Origin of the sequence: Kribbella qitaiheensis, from assembly GCF_042657745.1 — a bacterium.
GTDB classification, from domain to species: domain Bacteria; phylum Actinomycetota; class Actinomycetes; order Propionibacteriales; family Kribbellaceae; genus Kribbella; species Kribbella qitaiheensis.
Map to the genome: position 1 here is coordinate 215799 of NZ_JBHSKE010000013.1, position 14397 is coordinate 230195.

At 69.4% G+C, this 14397-nt stretch carries 13 protein-coding genes; 4 read left to right on the forward strand and 9 right to left on the reverse strand.

Annotation, left to right across the window (positions count from 1 at the left end; translation table 11 throughout):
- Positions 1-7 precede the first annotated feature (7 nt).
- A complete protein-coding gene (locus ACFPJ1_RS13600; protein ID WP_380103954.1) occupies positions 8-952 on the forward strand; it encodes a CE1 family esterase in 945 nt (314 codons plus the stop codon).
- A 9-nt stretch (positions 953-961) separates the two neighbouring features.
- Here ACFPJ1_RS13600 and ACFPJ1_RS13605 read toward each other — a convergent pair whose 3' ends face one another.
- Positions 962-2932 carry a GAF domain-containing protein gene (locus tag ACFPJ1_RS13605; protein WP_380103955.1) on the reverse strand — a complete coding sequence of 657 codons (1971 nt, stop codon included), beginning with the start codon at positions 2930-2932 and terminating at the stop codon, positions 962-964.
- A 251-nt stretch (positions 2933-3183) separates the two neighbouring features.
- On the opposite strand from ACFPJ1_RS13605, the gene ACFPJ1_RS13610 reads away from it, so the two are divergent.
- Complete coding sequence (locus tag ACFPJ1_RS13610) at positions 3184-3441, forward strand: hypothetical protein (protein WP_380103956.1); 258 nt, start codon at positions 3184-3186, stop codon at positions 3439-3441.
- 133 nt (positions 3442-3574) lie between these two features.
- Positions 3575-4438, forward strand: a complete 864-nt coding sequence (locus tag ACFPJ1_RS13615; RefSeq protein WP_380103957.1) for an aldo/keto reductase — start codon at positions 3575-3577, stop codon at positions 4436-4438.
- A gap of 328 nt (positions 4439-4766) precedes the next feature.
- Here the strand turns inward: ACFPJ1_RS13615 and nhaA are convergent, their stop codons facing one another.
- The 5 genes from nhaA to ACFPJ1_RS13640 all read right to left on the reverse strand — a co-directional run bounded on the left by nhaA (position 4767) and on the right by ACFPJ1_RS13640 (position 10414).
- Complete coding sequence (gene nhaA / locus ACFPJ1_RS13620) at positions 4767-6644, reverse strand: Na+/H+ antiporter NhaA (protein WP_380103958.1); 1878 nt, start codon at positions 6642-6644, stop codon at positions 4767-4769.
- Positions 6645-6681: 37 nt separating this feature from the next.
- Positions 6682-7557, reverse strand: coding sequence for an NAD(P)-dependent oxidoreductase (locus ACFPJ1_RS13625; RefSeq protein WP_380103959.1), 876 nt, complete (start codon positions 7555-7557; stop codon positions 6682-6684).
- A gap of 12 nt (positions 7558-7569) precedes the next feature.
- Entirely contained in the window at positions 7570-8538 is a 969-nt protein-coding gene (locus ACFPJ1_RS13630) for an aldo/keto reductase (protein ID WP_380103960.1), read from the reverse strand.
- A gap of 146 nt (positions 8539-8684) precedes the next feature.
- Positions 8685-9518: a hypothetical protein gene (locus ACFPJ1_RS13635; RefSeq protein WP_380103961.1), complete on the reverse strand. Its 834-nt coding sequence runs from the start codon at positions 9516-9518 to the stop codon at positions 8685-8687.
- 260 nt (positions 9519-9778) lie between these two features.
- On the reverse strand, positions 9779-10414 hold the full coding sequence (locus ACFPJ1_RS13640) for a DedA family protein (RefSeq protein ID WP_380103962.1): 636 nt from the start codon (positions 10412-10414) through the stop codon (positions 9779-9781).
- Between the two features lie 165 nt (positions 10415-10579).
- On the opposite strand from ACFPJ1_RS13640, the gene ACFPJ1_RS13645 reads away from it, so the two are divergent.
- Positions 10580-10948, forward strand: coding sequence for a response regulator (locus tag ACFPJ1_RS13645; RefSeq protein WP_380103963.1), 369 nt, complete (start codon positions 10580-10582; stop codon positions 10946-10948).
- Between the two features lie 15 nt (positions 10949-10963).
- Here the strand turns inward: ACFPJ1_RS13645 and ACFPJ1_RS13650 are convergent, their stop codons facing one another.
- The 3 genes from ACFPJ1_RS13650 to ACFPJ1_RS13660 form a co-directional block, all read right to left on the reverse strand.
- Positions 10964-11662: a response regulator gene (locus ACFPJ1_RS13650; RefSeq protein WP_380103964.1), complete on the reverse strand. Its 699-nt coding sequence runs from the start codon at positions 11660-11662 to the stop codon at positions 10964-10966.
- A 79-nt stretch (positions 11663-11741) separates the two neighbouring features.
- A complete protein-coding gene (locus ACFPJ1_RS13655) occupies positions 11742-12371 on the reverse strand; it encodes an MFS transporter (RefSeq protein WP_380103965.1) in 630 nt (209 codons plus the stop codon).
- Positions 12372-12598: 227 nt separating this feature from the next.
- Entirely contained in the window at positions 12599-14332 is a 1734-nt protein-coding gene (locus tag ACFPJ1_RS13660; protein ID WP_380103966.1) for a glycoside hydrolase family 13 protein, read from the reverse strand.
- Positions 14333-14397: the final 65 nt, after the last annotated feature.

Sequence of the window (14397 nt, forward strand, 5' to 3'; positions counted from 1 at the left end):
GCCGATCGTGAAGACCCACTTCCGCCGCGGCCTCGCCGTACTCGTGTTGCTGGCACTCGCGGCCGCCGTTCCGGCCACGCTGGCGATCGGGCACGGCCCGGACGTCGGCGTGGCCGCTAGAGCCGGCGGAGCGCCTGTCTGGGGGCCGGCCACGCTGCCGGCACCCGCGGTCTTGGCCTCGGCAGGCACCCGCACAGAGATGGTCGGGCTGACCTCCGGCGGTCGGTCACGAACCGCCATCGTGCTCACTCCGCACACCGACCGACCGGTGCCGCTGGTCGTGGTGCTGCACGGCCGGAACACCACGCCGGCCGAGGAACTGGTCCGCACCGGCCTCACCGACCTGGCCGCGAACGGATCTGCAGTCCTCGCTTACCCGGCCGGGATCGGCCGGTCGTGGAACGCGAACACCGGCTGCTGCGCGACGGCCGCGAAGCAGCATGTGAACGACGTTGCGTTCCTGCAGGTGCTGCTGACCGCGATCGGCAAACACGTGCCGGTCGACGCGAGCCGGACCTACCTCGTTGGCTACAGCAACGGTGGCCGGCTGGCGCTCACCGCCGCCTGCGCAGTGCCCGGCATCGCCGGCGTGGCCACGTACGGGACCGCCGAGCCGGCGCGCTGCGCGGCCGGCCGGACACCGCCGCCGGTGTTCATCGGCTACGGCAGCGCCGACCCGCACGCCGCACCCGGGTACGTGCCCCGGCGCGGCACCACCGGCCCCGACACGGCAGCCGACTGGCGGTCCGTCGAAGGCTGCGCCGACACGCGGTCAAGGACCACGGTCGGACCGGCGACCGTCACCGAGTGGGCGTCCTGCCAGGGTGACGGCCGGGTGGCGCTGGTCCGCTGGGACGGACTCACCCACCGCTGGCCGGGCGTCGGCGTAGTGCCGGCCGATGCAACCGGCCGTGCGCTCATGTGGCGCTTCCTCACCGGCAGCACCATCTGACCTGCACGCTCAAAGGGGGAGCGAGACGTCGATCGCTGTGCCGTGTCCGACCGGGCTGATGACGTCGATCGACCCGCCGAGGGCCTCCACCCTGTCCCGCAAACCGACCAGCCCGGATCCGCCGTCCGGTGCCGCACCGCCGGCGCCGTCGTCCCGGACGCGCAGCCACAATGTGCCGGCCCGCTCCTCCAGGGTGACCTCCGCGCGCGATGCGCCGGCGTGCTTGGCCGTGTTGGTGAGTGCCTCGGACACGACGTAGTACGTCGCTACTTCCAGCGGCGGCGGGTAGCGCGACTGGGTCCCGACCTTCAGGTCGACCGGAACGGCCGACCGGCGAGCCAGCGTCCGCAGCGCCGGGCCGAGGCCACTCTCGGCCAGGACCGCGGGGTGGATGCCGCGGGCTATCTCGCGCAACTCGTCCACCACCTCGATGAGATCGTCAGCTGCCTGGCCGATGCCGGTCCGGAGCATGGGCAGGTCGGCGGGCACCTCGTCTCGGGCGAGGCGTAGTTCGATCGCGAGCGATACCAGCCGTTGTTGCGCTCCGTCGTGCAGATCCCGCTCCAGCCGGCGCCGCATCTCGTCTCCGGCGGCGACCACCCGCGCGCGGGAGGCCTTGAGCTCGGCCCGGCTCTCCGCGTTCGCGATCGCGGTGGCGACGATCTCGGTGAACTCGACCATCCGTTGCTCGGTGGCCGGCGGAAAGGGGTCACGTCGCGATGCGATGCTGATGCCACCCCAGCAGCGGCGTTCGACGATGATCGGACTGGCAACCGCCGACCGGACGCCCCAGTCGCGCAGGAACGCGGGCAGGCGCCGGCGCAGCGTGTCGTCCACGTCGTACCGAGCGGGCTCACCCGTCGCCTGCACGGTCCCGATCGCCGAGGGCGACTCCAGCGTCTGGCGTTGGCCGACGCGCATCTCCTCCGCCAGCAAGCCGCGGCCGGCCATCATCGTCGCCGTCCCGTCGGACTCGAACCGGAAGATCGCGGTGATCTCGGCGTTCGTCAGCCGACCGAGCTCCTGGGCCACCGCGGCGAACACCAGATCGGGTGCGCCGCCGCGGGCGACCAGGGTCGCCACCCGCCGGAGGGCGGCCTGCTCATCGGCCAGCCGGCGCAGTTCGGTGCGTGCCTCGGCGTTCTCGATGGCAGTGGCGACGAGTTCGGTGAAGCTCGCGATCTGTGACTCCGTGTTCGCCGCGAAGGGTTCGACACTCTTCGTCGAGGCCGCGATCACTCCCCACACGTGCCCGGCGACCACGATCGGGCAGCCGACGGACGACCGGATACCCAGCGCACGCGCCTCCTCGGCGATCTCTCCGGTCGAGCCCGCGAAGCTGTCCAGCCGGACCGGACGGCTGCTCTGCCGCACCTCGCTGGCCACACTCAGCCCCTCCAGGGTGAACCGCGTGCCGACGGTGAGCTGGACCGGCACCCTGCTCCAGGCAGCGACGCCGATCACGGTCCCGTCCGCCTCATAGCGCTCCATCCGGGCCAGATCGGCCCCACACAACAGCCCGACCTCCCGCGTGACCGCCTCGAACACCGCCGTCGGCGCATCCGACTCCGCGACCAGTGTCGCGACCCGCCGCAAGGCCGACTGCTCCGTGCTCAGCCGCGCCGACTTCACCGCCGCCCGCCGCGATCGCGCCGCCAGTTCGGCCACCACGACCGCGGTCACCAGGAACACGCCGAGCGCCACCACGTTCCGGGAGTCGGCGACCAGGACCGAACCCTCGTGGGGCAGCAGGAAGGCGAACACCGCGACGCTGACAACCGACGTGATCGCCGCCAGCCGTGCTCCCCACACCACGGCGATCGGCAGTACAGCGACCAGGTACAGGACCAGGAGGCTCAGCGCCGGGACGTACGGCTTGAGGAGCGCGATGACAGCGGTCACCACCGCTACCAGCGCGACGCTGGCCAGCAGCCCGCGCAACCAGGGAGCGGTGGCCAGATTCAGGCGGCTCCGTGCCATCACATCGCTTCCCTCGCCACACGCCGACGGGCTTTGTCGCCGCAGGCGCCCGCGGCGGACCGCCGAACTAGCTCGATTGTGCCACCAGCTAGCAGGGGTGCGGACTCCCTCCTGGCCACCACTGCGAATGGCGGCTGGTGGTGATGCCGGCCCCCCACCCGGCCGCCGATGCTGGTCTGTGTGGACAACAGACTGAAACTCGGCGCCGGCGTCGTCGACTACGTGCTGATCATCCTCGAAGGCGGTCTGTGATGATGCCTGAGGCAATGACGCGGCCCGTCTGGCTGAGGATCTGGCAGTCCGCTCGACAGGCCTCGGAGATGCCGTCGGTCATCGCGATGCACACGGCTGTCGAGATGCACGTCGCCCGCAAGGCAGGCGTCGCGCTGACCATCCGGCAGCTCCGCCAGGCCGGCGTCTACACGGTGCGGTACGACGAGGAGAGCGACCGCCAGCTGTACGAGGTGTTCGCACCGTTCGGCATCCCCTACCAGCAGGCGACCCGATGAGCTGGATCTCCAACCTGACGCCGAACTGGTACGCGTCGATCATGGGTACCACGACGCGGGCCGCATGACTGATCCACGCCAACCCCACCAGAGCCCCCGGCCGGGGGGCCGCAGCTCGAAGGAGTGATGATCCATGTCAGATTCGAAACCCGTGGACGCCGCAGTGGCCGGCACGATCGATGTGGGCGGAGACCTGACGGTCAACCGCCTCGGCTTCGGTGCCATGCGGATCACCGGTGCCGGGATCTGGGGTCAGCCCACCGACCGCGACGAGGCGAAGGCGGTACTGCGCCGGGCGGTCGAGCTCGGCGTCAACTTCATCGACACAGCCGACTCCTACGGGCCTCACGTCAGCGAGGAACTCATCGGCGAGACGCTCTCCCCGTACCCGGACGACCTGGTGATCGCGACCAAGGGCGGCCTCTATCGCCCAGGTCCGGGACAGTGGCCGGCCGACGGCCGGCCGGAGCACCTGATCGAGGCCTGCGAGGGAAGTCTGCGCCGGCTCAAGCTCGAGCAGATTCCGCTCTACCAGTTCCACCGGCCCGACCCGGACGTGCCGCTGGAGGACTCGATCGGTGCTCTCGTCACCCTCAAGGAACAGGGCAAGATCCGGCACATCGGGCTGTCCAACGTCACCGAGGACCAACTGCGGCGCGCACAGCGACTGACCCCGATCGCATCGATCCAGAACCGCTACAACATCGACGACCGCCAGTCGGAGTCGCTGGCCGACCTCTGCGAGCAGGAGCAGCTGGTGTTCCTGCCGTGGGCGCCGATCCAGGATCTCGACAACAACCAGCCCGTGCAGGAACTTGCCCAGCGCTACCACGCGCAGCCCCGGCAGATCGTGCTGGCGTGGCTTCTGGCGCGGTCGCCGGCCATCCTGCCGATCCCCGGCACCGGATCGGTGTCGCACCTGGAGGACAACATCGCCGCCACGTCGATCAAGCTGACGCCGGCCGAGGTCGCCTCCTTGACCGGCAACGGCGGCTGAATGCCGGCGAACCGGCCTCCGCGGCCGCGTGGCCAGCGCGGCAGGAGCGTCCGTCGCCCGGGTGCTGGACCGCATCGACGTCGTCGACCCGGGGTGCGCGTCGTTGACACGCACCCCCTCGACCCGGACGACCCGAGCGGTCTCGACGTCTTCTACCTCATGTTCGTCGCTACGATCGTCGGCTTCTGGCGCTGCGCGAGGCGATCTACTTCCCGGGCGATCAGCACGCTCAGCCGATCCTGGTCCTCGCGACCTGGGCGGCGGCGCTGTTCGTGGCAATGCTCGGGGTCTCGCAGCGGCTCCGCAGAAGCCCGGGAGTTCCCTGAGCCTACGACCTCTTCGCCCCCGCTCGCCTCCCGGCCGCCACCACCGCGGCCGACAGAGTGGCGCTGTCGTAGGCGCCGTGGTGCCGCCGACCGTTGACGAAGAATGTCGGCGTACCCGAGACCCCGCTCAGGTCCGCCGAGTCGACGTCCTCCGCGACCCGCACGGCGCCGACGTGCCGGCGCAGGTCGTCGCGGAAGCGTTCGACATCGAGGCCCAGCTCGGCGGCGTAGCGGACGAGGTCAGGCATCCGCAGTGCTTCCTGGTGCTCGATCAACAGGTCGTGCATCTCCCAGAACGCTCCCTGCACGGCCGCGGCCTCCGCCGCCTCCGCGGCCAGTTGCGCATGAGGGTGCACATCTGCGAGCGGCAGGTGCCGCCAGACATACCGTACGTCGCCGTGCTCGGCGAGCAGTTTGCGGATGAGGTGCTCGGCCTGGCCGCAGTACCGGCACTCGAAGTCGCCGTACTCGACCACGGTGATGTGGGCGTCCTCTGGTCCGCGAAGGTGGTCCCGGTCCGGATCGACCGGCGCGGCAAGGTCGACGACGGACTCGGCGGTGCCCAACAGCGCCCGCCTCCGCCTGCGTCGTGGGAGCAGCCTGACCACTCCGCCCACGACCCAGGTGACGATCGACGCACCCAGCGCCGCGGACAGGATGCCGAGCTTGGCCTCCTGCAGTTGCTCGCCGGTGAAGGCGAGGGTCGAGACCAGCAGTGCCACCGTGAAGCCGATACCGGCGATGGTGCCGCCGCCGGCCACGGCTACCCAGCCGACCGGTGGGCGCAGCCGGCCGCGACTGACCCACGTGACCAACCACGAGAAGCCGACGATCCCGATCGGCTTCCCTGCGAGGTAGCCGAACAGGATGCCGAGAGTGATCGGCGAGCGGTAGGCCCGGGCGAGGAAGTCGCCGTCAATCACGATCCCCGCGTTGGCGAGCGCGAAGATCGGCACGATCACGTAGCTGGTCCACCGGTGGTACAGGAGCTGCAGCCGCTCGTTCGGCGAGATCGCCGAGACGACGCCGGTCTGCGCCGAGCGGGCAAGCTCCGGGGTCGGCTGCTCACGGAACAGCCGGAACTCCTCGGTCGCTCGTTCGAGGTCCCTCCGCGCGGCCGGATAGGCGTAGGTCAGCAGCCCGATGGCGAGGCCGACCACGATCGGCTCCACCCCGGAGAAGTAGAGCGCCACCCAAGCCGTCACTCCGAGCAGCGCGTAGACCGGCCCGTAGCGAACGCCCGCGGCGCGTACGAGCAGAACCAGCCCGAAGATCCCGATCGCGGCCAGCAGTGGCAGCAGGGAGATGTCCGTGCTGTAGACGGTCGCGATGACGCCGAGTGCGACGACGTCGTCGACGACGGTGAGCGTGAGCAGGTAGGCGCGCAGCCGGGCCGGGAAACGCCGCCCGACCAGGGCGAGCATCCCGAGCGCGAACGCCGTATCCGTCGACATCGCCGTACCCCAGCCCTGCGCCGAAGGATGGCCCGCATTGACGGCCAGATAGATCGCGACCGGTACCACCATGCCGCCGATGCCGGCGGCCAGCGGCAACGCGAGTCGCCGCCGATCCCGCAGTTCGCCCATGTCGAATTCGCGGCGTGCCTCCAGACCGACGACGAGAAAGAACAACGTCATCAGCCCGTTGTCGACCCATTGGCGCAGGTCCTGCGACACACTCCAGCCGCCGACGCGGACCGACACCCCCGTCCCCCACACCGTGTCGTACGAGGAGGCGGCTACGTTCGCCCAGACCAGTGCCAAGAGTGTGGCGGCCAACAGGAACGCAGCGCCGCCCGTCTCCGTGCGAAGAAACTCCCGTAGCGGGGTCCGGAAGCTCCGCGCCCACGCGGTCCGGCCGGGGAACTGTACTACCGCCACCGGGCGCTCATGGCGGTCATGAGGCCTACCCTCGTGGTCACGCCGGACGACGTCCCCCGTCCGAGGTGATCGTGGGGATCACCGCCGAGTAGTCGAGGTCGCCCGCGCCGCCCTCAGCGGCTTGCTCGAGCCAGTCACGTGACGCGGCAGCCACCTCCAGCCGTCGGCCGTTCTGGTCGGCGATCTGGGTGACCAGGTTGAGATCCTTGAGCGCCAGGCTGAGCTTGAAGTTGGCAGGGTAGCTGCCGGATTCGACGTTGGCGCGTTTGGCCTCGACGGTGGTCGCGATCGGAGTATCGCCGAGTACGTCGAGTACGACGGAACGATCCAGCCCGAAGTCGTCGCCGAGGGCAAGGGCCTCGCCGAAGGCGGCAATGGCCGCGCCGAGCGTGGAGTTCACCACGACCTTGGTGGCCGCGCCGGCTCCCAGCCCGCCGACGTGGTGCAGCGTGCCGAGTGGCGCCAGGATCGGCACCACGCGCTGGAAGTCGGAGGGATCTGCCCCGACGTAGACGGCCAGCCGGCCCGTGGTGGCCTGGGGAACGCTGCCCCGCACTGGAGCGTCGACCATGGCCACGCCCTCTGGCAGACGGGAGGCGACGGAGCGCACCGCGTCCGGACCCACCGTCGACATGTCAATGAGCAACTGCCCTGGTGTCAGCGCGGCGGCCAGACCGCTGTCGCCGTACACCACCTGCTCGAGCGCTTCCGCGTTGGTGACCATGGTGATCACGGCGTCGACACCCGCGATCGCCTCCATCGGCGTCGATGCCGCCGTCGCGCCGTGGTCGGTCAGCGGTCTGGTCTTGTCAGCGGTCCTGTTCCAGACGGTCAGGTCGTGTCCGGCCTCGAGCAACCGAGTGGCCATGGGTGTGCCCATCAGGCCGAGACCGATGAATGCCAGTTTCGCCATTGCGTGTTCCTCTCACATGCCTTCCGGGTGCGGACCCCACACCGGGAGGGCGTCTTTCAGGATCGTGTCGATGTCCTGCAGGTCGGCCTCGGAGAGCTTGATGTCAGCCGCCGCGGCAGTCTCGTCGAGGTGGGCAGGCCGGCGTGCGCCGACGATGGTGGCCTGTACAGCCGGGTTGGCGAGAGTCCAGGCAACCGCCAACTGAGGAAGGGTGATGGCCCGCGCCCGCGCCAAGCCCGTCAGCCGCTCCACCACCGCCAGGTTCCAGCGGAAGGTGTCGGTGGTGAAGTCGGGGCTCTTGCTGCGCCAGTCGTCGGAGCCGAATGTCGTGGACTCAGTCATGCGACCCGACAGCAGACCGTGGGCCAGCGGCCCGTAGACCAGTACACCCAGATCATGCGCGGAGGTGTAGCGCAGGATGGTCGACTCGATGTCCCTGCGGAACAAGTGGTACGGCGGCTGCAGCGTCTCAACTCGCCCGAAGTGGCGGAGCGCTTGCAGCTGGTCGAGGTCGTAGTTCGACACACCGACGTGCCGGACCTTTCCCTCGGCGACGAGTTCTTCGAGCGCCGTCGCGGTCTCCTCCGGTGGAGTGTGCAGGTCGGGCCAGTGGACCTGGTAGAGGTCGATGTAGTCGGTTCCGAGGCTGCGCAGGCTGGACTCCACTCCCTCGCGGAGCCATCGCCGGCTGGCGTCGCGCACCACCCGGTCGCCATCCAGGCGTAGTCCGCCCTTGGTGGCGATGATCACCTCCTCGCGGCTGGTCCGGTCCCGCAGCGCCTCGCCAAGGAGTTGCTCGGCCGCACCGAACCCGTAGCCCTGAGCGGTATCGAAGAAGTTGATACCAAGCTCCAGGGCGCGATGGATCGTGTCCCTGCTGTCCTGGAGATCGGCGGTCCCCCAGTCGCCACCGAACGCCCAGGTCCCGAACGCGACCATGGAGACCTGGAGATCGGTCTGTCCCAGTCGAACCTGTCGCACGCTGCCTTCCTTCCTGTCGCGTGGGCCAAACGTCCACGTGGCTACGATCCCGCCGCACAGGTCGGGTGTCGCCGTGGCCAGCGGCCATCCTGGTTGCCCGTTGACCTCAAGGTCGGAATACCTGCTACCGGGGTAGTGCGCCCGGATCACGGTGTTGGTGTGACCACCGCGTAGACGTGGCGGAGGCGGAGCCCATCGACCTTGCCGTCGAGGAAGCTCTGCTCGCTGATTCGACTCACCCTCGCACGGGCAGGGTCGTAGACGAGCAGGTCGGCAGCGTCGCGGCCGATCAGCAGTATGTAGTGCCGTGGGATCCGGTCGCCGATCAGTACAGGCACCGGCTGAGTGCTGTCGGCAGCGTCGACCGCATCCCGTAGCGCCGACTTGCCGATGATCCCCGTGACCAAGTGCGGCTCGTACCGGGCTCCGAGCGCGTCGGCGTGCCGGTTCAGCTCGTTGCCGACTCCGGCCGGTGTCGAGCCCAGCCGCTGTGGCCAGAAGCGGTTGGTCGCGTCGTGGATGCGATGTTCCTCGGCAGTCAGCCGCGCCTGGAACTGTGCCACGCTCGCATCCGCCGAGTCGGCGCTGTCGGCGGTCGTGAAGTTCAGTGCGTACAGCGGATCTGCCATCGCCCGCGCCATCAGGATCGTCATCGGCCCGCAGGCAGTGTCGTCCGTCTGCCGCATCGGAGAGCCTCGGTACGTCACCCGGCCAGGCCCGTCCGGATCGATCAGGCTGAGGTGAGTACGCAGCCATTCGGGTCGCTTACCCCGAATCAGCCGTGCGAACGTGACTACGTCCTCGGCGCTGTGCCCGGCCGCCAACGCGTCGATGAGGTACGGCCGCTCGTCGGCGCCGGCCGCCGCCAGCGTGGCATCCACGCGGGCCCGGTCAGCGGGGGACGCGTCGTCCAGCCTCTTCGCCGCCCGCGCCGCCGGCGAATGGGCGGCCACGTTCGGCAGATGGCTCTCGACCTGCAAGTGAGGACCGATTCCATGCCCCGGCAATGAAAGCAGCAGCATCGATACCACGGCCCGCCGGCGTACGGTCGCGGTCCAGCGCCGTAGCATCCTCGCAGGCCTGAACCCCCTGGACCTCGATCCGGTTGCCACGATCAATCCCTTCCGAACCATTGCCGGCGGTTCTTGCTTCCGTCCCCCTCCAAGGTGTCGGCGCAACGGTGGGCTGTCGTCACGGCGAGCGGCCATTCGCCGTACCGGCTGGCGGTAAATCACGGTCGTCAACGGACCCGGCGGCGCTTCTTCCGGATGCGGACAAGGACGAGGACGGCCGCCGCCAAGGCGATCAGGATCAGCGGCGCATAGGTGAGAGCGCGGGCCACCGCTGCCAGCGAGGCAGAGAAGGCGTAGCCGAGTAGTACACAGCCCGCACCCCAGACCACGGCGCCGGCAACATTCCACGGCAGGAACCTGCGCAGGTACGGCATCCGGGCCATACCGGCCATGCCCGGCATCAGTGCTCGCAGGCCCGCGGTGAATCGGCCGAGCAGCACCGCCCGTCCGCCGTACCGGCGAAGGAAGTCGTCGGCTCGCCGCCACCGATCCTCGCCGACCCGGCGACCCAACCGGGACGAGCGCAACCTCGGGCCAAGCCGGCGACCGACCTCGTAGCCCACGCTGTCGCCGAGAGCAGCCGAGCCGACCGCGACCGCCACCATCGGCCACAAGGCGATCCAGCCCTGGTGGGCAGCGAATCCCGCCACCACCAGCGCTGTCTCGCCGGGGAGCACCAGCCCGACCATGACCGCGGCCTCGGCAAAGGCGAGACCGCCCGCGATGACGTAGAACCACGCCCCGAGCTGTCCGCCGAGCTGCTGCAGGAATCCGAGCATCGTCAGGTGGTCCGCAGCCGACACCGGCTGATCGAGTGCCGCACGCCACCCACGGTGCCAGCCGGCCCGCCCTTCTTCCTTACCGCCAGCGCGAACACCGGGCACCCGGCAGCGGGAGTTCCGGGCCTACCGGCGCAAGGTCCAGCTAGCCGGAATGCCAGTCGGCCGGTCGCCTGGCATTCTGAAGCCATGGAGTTGCGCTGCTTGATCGTTGATGACAGCCCTCGTTTCCTGTCGGCTGCGCGCGGTCTGCTGGAGCGCGAGGGCATGGTGGTCGTGGCTGTGGCCATGAACGGCGACGAGGCCGTCCGCCGCGCCACGGAACTCGGACCGGACGTCACCTTGGTGGACATCGACCTCGGCAGGGAGAGCGGCTTCGACGTCGTACGGCGGCTGACCCTCGAGACCGACCTGGCACCCTCGTCGGTGATCCTGGTCTCCACCCACGCCGAGGAGGACTTCGCCGAGCTGATCTCGGCAAGCCCGATCGCCGGGTTCCTGCCCAAGACCAGGCTGTCCGCACCGGCCATCCGCGACCTCCTCGGCCTCCCTGCCTGACGACTCCTCGTCCGGTCAGTAAGCCTCGAGGAAGGTGACCACCGCGAGCACCCGGCGGTGGTCATCGCTGGTCTCGGGGAGGCACAGCTTGGCGAGGATGTGCCGCACATGCTTCTCGACGGTGCCCTCGGTCACCCACAGCCGCCGGCCGATGCCGGCGTTCGACCGCCCCTCGGCCATCAGCGCGAGGACGTCGTGCTCCCGCTGGCTGAGCGCGGCGAGCGGGTCGTTGCGCCGCCGGGCGCTCACCAGTTCCTGGACCAATGCGGGGTCCATCACCGAACCACCCTTGACGATCCGCTCCAGCGTCTCGATGAAATCGTCCACATCCGTCACGCGGCTCTTCAGCAGATAGCCGATCCGCTGACCGGTGGCCAGCAGTTCCATCGCGTGCTCGACCTCGGCATGAGCCGACAGCACCAGAATGCCGATCGCCGGAAATTCCCTGCGGATCTCCCGGGCGGCGTCCAGTCCCTCGGTGGTGTTCGTCGGCGGCATCCTGATGTCCGCCACCACCAGGTCGGGCTTCAACTCGCGAACGAGCGGCAGAATCCACCCGCTGTCGCCGGTCTGCCCGACCACCTCGAACCCCGACCGCTGCATCAGACTGGCCAGGCCCTCCCGGAGGAGGACATCGTCCTCAGCCAGCAGCACGCGTGCGACGGCCGCACCGTCGTTGCGGTCCACGTGCTGGTGGGACGGCCCAGTCGTCATGTCTCTGAGTATCCCGGTGCCGTCCCGTCGGCGCTTCCCGCCAGCGGGAATCCTTGATGGCTGCCAGCGGGCAACTGAGTCATCCGTCGGCCGGAGGAGCGTCCTTGCCATCTCTGGCCAGATACCGGCTGGGATCACCTGCGGCGCTTGCGTTCTCTCCCAGCCAGGCCTTGAGCCCGACGGGGTCGCGTCGTTCGAGCTCGTCCAGATAGAGCTGCCGGGCTTCGACAATGCGCAGTCGAGCGGCCGCCGTGGTCGCGTCCCGGAGGATCTTGTAGCTGTCCTGCCACCGCCGGCACAACTCCGCCGTAGTGAGGCTGCCGTGGTGCCTGCCTGGAATGTGCCCCAGCCTGCGACCACACCAGCGCATCGCGGCTGGTGATGTGACACCGAGGACCACCACCAAACCTGGAGCAGCGGCGCCCAAGACGACGACAGTGCCTGCGAACGCGACGATCGCTGAGATCACCGCGACGGCGATGACAGCAGATCTCCCCAATCTGGCCGAGATCGTGGTCTCGGCCGCGTGCGACCAGGCAGTGCTGGCCACGGCCACTCCGATGAAGGCGGCAACGAAGAGAAGGGGAAGCATCCCGCGGGCCGGCACGAGGAACACTCCCGCCACGAAGCCCAGCACACCGACCAAGCCGGACAACGCGGTCCACAAGAGTCTGTACGCCGCAACGAGACGGTGGACGCCCAAGCTCATCTCAATCTCCGCGGCTCGAGCCAACTGCCCCGCGATCGAGGGCCGGCGCCGAGACCGTTGCCTCCAGCATCATCTTCACCATGCAGCTCGCACCTCTCGAAGTCTCATCGTCCCGACCGTGCCTTCCCAGGCTCGGGGAAGCAGGTGGTGGAGCGGCGGACCCGGCGCCGAGGGGTGAGTACTCAAGACACCGGGTCCGCCGGTCTAGTGGGGTCGCGGTCCGGCGTTCATGCCGCCTCCCCCAGCGCTGCGGCCGCCGGCGCCAGCGCGTACCACGCGGCACTGTTCGGCGGGAGCTTGTCCTCGGCCTCGTAGTGGCTCGCCAGCAGCAGCTCACCGTCCACCGGCGCGGAGACAACCCGCGATGAGCAGTTGACGACGCAGCCGAAGCCGTCGCCGCGGGTGAAGGCGAGCACGCCCGGTTCCGTCTGCAACCACCGGAACTCGTTCGAGGCAAGGGCAGGAAGTCGCCGCCGCAGCGCGAGTGCTTCGCGGTAGAGGTGCAGCATCGACTCGCCCGAGCTCAGCTGCCGGTCCACGGCGTGGTCAGCGAACCAGTCGGGCTGCGGCAGCCACGCGTCGGCGGGTGAGAATCCGAAGCTGTGCTCGGACGTGGCCCACGGCAACGGGACCCGGCAGCCGTCTCGGCCGCGTCGAGCGCCCTGGGTGCGGTGGAACATCGGGTCGGCCAGTAGCTCGACCGGGAGGTCCGTGACCTCTGGCAGGCCGAGCTCCTCGCCTTGGTAGACGTACGCCGCGCCCGGCAGTGCGAGCATCAGCAGGGCGGCCGCCCGTGCCCGGACGGTGCCGAGATCGACATCTCCGGCGCCGAGGCCGGGCGCGCCGCCGCCGTACCGGGTCACCGACCGGGGCATGTCGTGGTTGTTCAGCACCCAGGCCACCGACGAGTCGGAGCCGGCGATCGTGCCCAGGCCGCGATCGACCACGTCGTACAGGATCTGGTCGTCCCAGGTGGCGCGCAGGAACTCGAAGTAGAAGCTCTGGTGCAGTTCGCCCGGGCGTTGGTACAGCGCGAGCTGTTCGGCGTCCAGTACGCCGACCTCGCCGATCAGCACCCGTTCGCGGCCGGTCAGGACGGAGTATCCCTCGGCGATGGTCCGCCACCGGCGCCACACCTCGTGCACCTCGGGCTGGTTCCACGCGTACGGATTGAGCGGGTCGCCGGTGAGCTCGTCGTCCATGGCGTTCTCGTGGTCGGGCAACCCGTCGGCCTTGTGGAGCCCGTGGGCCACGTCGATCCGGATCCCGTCCACGCCGCGTTCGAACCAGAACCGCAGCACCTGGTCGAAGTACGCCGCGACATCCGGGTGCCGCCAGTTGAAGTCGGCTTGCTCGGGCGCGAAGCTGTGCAGGTACCACTGGCCAGGTGTTCCGTCCGGTTCGGTGACGCGCTGCCAGGCTGATCCGCCGAAGATGGAGCGCCAGTTGTTCGGCGGCAGGTCGCCGTCGTCCCCCTTACCGTCGGCGAAATGGAACCGCTCGCGTTCCGGGCTTCCCGGACCGGCGGCCAGCGCCGCGGCGAACCAGGGATGCTCGATCGAGCAGTGGTTCGGGACGATGTCGATGAGCACCCTGAGGTCGAGCCGGTGCGCGTCGAGGACCAGCCGGTCGAAGGACTCGAGCGTGCCGTACTCGGGCTGCACGCCGAAGTAGTCGGACACGTCGTACCCATGGTCGTACTGCGGTGACGGGTAGAACGGGTTGAGCCAGATAGCGTCGACGCCGAGGCTCCGCAGATACGGCAGCCTGGCGCGGACACCTTCCAGGTCACCGATGCCGTCGCCGTCGGAGTCCTGGAAGCTTCGCAGGTAGATCTGGTAGACCACGGCACTCCCCCACCAGCCAGGTCGGAGCCAGGTGCAAGCCGCGGTAGGCAACGCGACGCTGTCGACGCCGAGTCCGGCCGCGTCTCGCAAGACTGCTTTCGCCTTGTGTGCCATGGACTATCACTCCCTCGGCCGCCAGCCGCGCGGCCATCCTGAAGTAACCATCGCCTGGCAGATCG

Excerpts from the sequence above, each read along its gene's own strand:
- ACFPJ1_RS13645 (WP_380103963.1), top strand. The coding sequence starts at position 10,580 with ATGGAGTTGCGCTGCTTGATCGTTGATGACAGCCCTCGTTTCCTGTCG.
- ACFPJ1_RS13655 (WP_380103965.1), bottom strand. The coding sequence starts at position 12,371 with ATGAGCTTGGGCGTCCACCGTCTCGTTGCGGCGTACAGACTCTTGTGG.
- ACFPJ1_RS13660 (WP_380103966.1), bottom strand. The coding sequence starts at position 14,332 with ATGGCACACAAGGCGAAAGCAGTCTTGCGAGACGCGGCCGGACTCGGC.
- ACFPJ1_RS13625 (WP_380103959.1), bottom strand. The coding sequence starts at position 7,557 with ATGGCGAAACTGGCATTCATCGGTCTCGGCCTGATGGGCACACCCATG.
- ACFPJ1_RS13615 (WP_380103957.1), top strand. The coding sequence starts at position 3,575 with ATGTCAGATTCGAAACCCGTGGACGCCGCAGTGGCCGGCACGATCGAT.
- ACFPJ1_RS13610 (WP_380103956.1), top strand. The coding sequence starts at position 3,184 with ATGATGCCTGAGGCAATGACGCGGCCCGTCTGGCTGAGGATCTGGCAG.
- ACFPJ1_RS13605 (WP_380103955.1), bottom strand. The coding sequence starts at position 2,932 with ATGGCACGGAGCCGCCTGAATCTGGCCACCGCTCCCTGGTTGCGCGGG.
- ACFPJ1_RS13650 (WP_380103964.1), bottom strand. The coding sequence starts at position 11,662 with ATGACGACTGGGCCGTCCCACCAGCACGTGGACCGCAACGACGGTGCG.